The sequence below is a fragment of the Persicitalea sp. genome (assembly GCF_041751555.1).
GTDB lineage: Bacteria > Bacteroidota > Bacteroidia > Cytophagales > Spirosomataceae > Persicitalea.
On sequence record NZ_JBGSXF010000699.1, the window covers coordinates 1 to 3,634 of the forward strand.

2 protein-coding genes and 1 pseudogene are annotated in these 3,634 nt (G+C 54.5%); all 3 read right to left on the reverse strand.

Annotated features, from left to right (window positions below; translation table 11 throughout):
- Window positions 1–322, reverse strand: a pseudogene (locus ACEW8P_RS24500) (starvation-sensing protein RspA); the annotation flags it as partial.
- Between the two features lie 115 nt (window positions 323–437).
- A complete protein-coding gene (locus ACEW8P_RS24505; protein WP_373515692.1) occupies window positions 438–1,976 on the reverse strand; it encodes a SusD/RagB family nutrient-binding outer membrane lipoprotein in 1,539 nt (512 codons plus the stop codon).
- 147 nt (window positions 1,977–2,123) lie between these two features.
- The coding region (locus ACEW8P_RS24510) for an outer membrane beta-barrel protein (RefSeq protein ID WP_373515693.1) at window positions 2,124–3,634 on the reverse strand (1,511 nt) is incomplete at its 5' end.

Sequence of the window (3,634 nt, forward strand, 5' to 3'; positions counted from 1 at the left end):
TGTTGTCCGCATCCTTACCGTTGCAGAATTCATCGAGGTAGGTATTGATGGCGGGAAGTACCACAGCGGCACGCTGCGTAAACGTCGCGCAGCCCAAACCATACAAACCCGGCTCGGAGGTTTCGACTTTTACCACAATCAAATTGGAACCCTGCGGCGCGGTAGCAATCGCCCGCACCTTAGTAATTTTAACGGGCTTCATAGCCGCCGCATAGGCTGGCGTCCCTGCGGCTTCCCGCGCCTCGGCGGTGGAAATCCCACCAAAGAGTCCTAATAGCCCTGCTGAGCCGCCGATAGTTTTAATTGTATCGCGTCGTTTCATCTTTTAATTTTGAATGATAGAATGAGTGAATGATAGAATACTTACAACAGAAAATTCTGTGACTTCAAGTGCATAAGCCCTTTATTCACTCATTCTATCATTCACTCATTCAAAATTAAAGTTTTTTGTCCCACCACACCCGCGTGTCCAAATCATTTGGCCCCTGACGGCTGATGGCTTCGTTGACGCTGCCGACGTTCACCGTCAGTTCGCTGTCGGGATAGGGCAGGCGGCGGATGAAGTCGCCCTTGATTTCGGAACCGGGATAGGGGTTTTTCTTCAAAGCTGGGAAGCCGCTGCGGCGGAAGTTGGCCCAGGCTTCATTGCCATCCAGGAAGGCGGCAACCCAGTACTGCGTGTTGATTTGCTCTAACTCCTTGCCTGCAGTTAGGGGGTGGGTGTCGAGATAGGCTTTGATGGCGGCTTCGGGAATAGCCGCATTGGCCCCATAAGCGGCCATTTGCTCCATGTTGGCCCGGATGCCCTTAGCAAAATACTCAGCCGCCGTGCCACTTACCCAGCCACGGAAGGCGGCCTCGGCCAGCAGGAGCTGCACCTGCGCGTAGGTGATGTGGAACTCGGGCGCGTCCAGTTTCAGCACCGTGCTGAGGTTCACCTGCGAGTAATCCCACAGGCTCACGACGCCGTTGGTCGCGAAGGTCGTGCTGATCGACACGTCGTTGTAGCCCATTGGCATCCCCACCTGTACTTTCGGGTCGGAAGATGCACGGGCGGCGTTTTGTTCTGGCCCGCCTTTGGCCCCCACGTAGCGCACCGCAAACACGGGCAAACGCGGGTCGTTGTTTTCTTTCAGAAAATTCACAAAGGGCGCGGCGAGGTAGAAGTTCGTCTTCTCGCGGGCCGCCAGGTGGTTAGCGATGTAGTTGTTATAAATCGCCGTGTGCCGGATAATGGAATTGTCGGCGTTGGATTGAAACACTCCCCCCGACACGGCTTTTTTTACAAAGGTCTGGGCCGTGGCCGGATCCACTTTCGATAGGCGCATGGCGGCGCGGAGCAGGAAGGAATTGCCCAGCTTTTTCCACTTGTCCACGTTGCCACCGTACAGGATGTCCGTCGTCACGGCGGCTTGGGCGGTCGTCAGGGCGGCAGTGGCCTCGTCGAGTTCTTTCAGAATGTCCTTATAAATTGCTTCCTGCTTGTCGTACTTAGGCGTGATGATTTCGGTCGTAAAGCCCTGGCCCGCCTCGAAATATGGAATATCGCCGTACGTATCCGTCAGAATCATAAATGTATAGGCTTTCCAGATACGAGCCTGGTTGTAAATGTTCGACTGCTTAGGATCGCCCTTGGTCTGATCCAGCACCGCGACCAACTGCTTCACCACGTTGCGGTAGAAGTTGGTCCATACGCGGTCGGTGTTGCTGTTGTTGATCTGATCGTAGTTGCCGCCCGACAGCGAACTACCGTAAGGCGTCACGATTTGCTGCACAATTGGGAAGTGGTACGTTAGCATGCCCAGCGTGGAGCCGCCATCGAGGTAAGTCGTGCTAATAATGGCCTTGTTCAGCACAAACGAAGGTGCCAGCGAAGTAGGGTCCACCTTATTGGTGTTGATCTCGTCAAAGCCCTCGTCGCAGGAAGTGGCGAACAGGCAGATGGCGATGGAGAAGAGTATGGTTAGCTTTTTCATGTGTATTTTAATTTTGAATGATAGAATGAGTGAATGAGTGAATACTGGACTCCGATTTCTATTTTTCTATTCTAACGAAGTCACGTACTGTTATATGGAGTGATTTTTTATTCACTCATTCTATCATTCACTCATTCAAAATTGACACTAAAACCTTACGTTTAGGTTAAAGCCCATGCTCCTTGTCGGCGGGAGGCCGGGCCAGAAGTCTAGTCCTACGGCGTTGTCCGAAGAGTTGAGGGCTTCTTCGGGATCCATGTTTTCCGTCCATTTCTTGATGATCAGTACATTGTTGGCCACGGCGTTCAGCTTCAAACCTTTCACGAACGAGCGTTCGCCCAATAGCCTGGTGAAATCGTAGCCCAGCGTGATCTGGCGCAGTTTCCAGAATCCGGCGTTGAAGACGAAGTCCTCGTTGATGCCCTGCGGGTTGAGCGACTCGTAGAACGGCTGCACCAACGCCCTGGTTTGGTTAATTTCGCCGTTGGGGTTCACGCCTTCGCCGATAACGTAGCCCACGTCGCGGCCCGGCAGCGTCCGCTTCGACAGGCCGTGGCGCACGTAGTTGATGTTGCGGCCCGCAATCATCTTGTGACCCAGCTTGAAGTCGATCAGCGTGGACAGCGATATGCCCCGGTACGTGAAGGTGTTGGTGATGCCGCCGAAGTACTTGGGTAGCGCCGAGCCGAAGTTCTGCTGCACGTTGTTGCGCAGCGGGAAGCCGCTCTTGGGGTCGAACACCTTGCGGCCCTGTTCGTCGCGGCGATAGGTGAAGGTGTATATCTGACTCAGCGGCTTGCCAACTACCTGGTTGAGCGTCCGGCCACCGCCACTGCTCACAGTGATGATCGTGTCGTTGTCCGACAAGCCCAGCTTCAATACTTTCGAGGTGTTATAGGAGGCGTTCGCGCTCACGTCCCAGCGGAAGTCTTTGGTCACCACGGGCGCAAACGTCAGCAGCATTTCGACGCCCTGGTTCATACTGCGGCCCACGTTGATGAGCTTCCTGGTGTACGAAGACGCGTCGGAAATCTGCGCGGCCAGAATCTGGTCGTCAGTCGTTTTGTGATAATAAGTGAAGTCGAGACCAATCTTGTTCTCGAACATCTTCAACTCGATACCCGCCTCGGCCTCCTGAATGCGGAGCGGACGCAGATTCTTGTTGGGAACCGTGCCCGTGTTGATGCCGCCGACCGGTACCAACTGACCCGAAGGATTGGGGAAAGAGTTGTTTTCAACTTCGTAATACAGCGCGTTGGAATAGGGGTTCACGTTATCGGAACCCACCTGTGCGTAAGCCGCCCGTAGCTTGCCGAAGCTGATCCAGCTAGGTAGCCCTTCGAATGCCTGCGAGAACACGAAACTACCCGTGACGGACGGATACAGGATGCTGCGGTTGGCCGGGGCCAGCGTCGAGAACCAGTCGTTGCGGGCCGTCACACCCAGGTACAGGAATTCCTTGTAGGAGAAAGTCGCCGCGCCGAAAAGCGAGTTGATCTTTTTCTCCGACAGGCGGTACAGCGGGTCTTTGATGCGGCCATTCATTACGGTGTAAAGGCCGGGTTGAATGAAATCTTGTACTGTCACGCTGTTGTAGTCGTTGCGGGCGTAGCGCTGGTTGCCGCCCAGGGTGATGTCCACACCAAAATCTCCGAAAG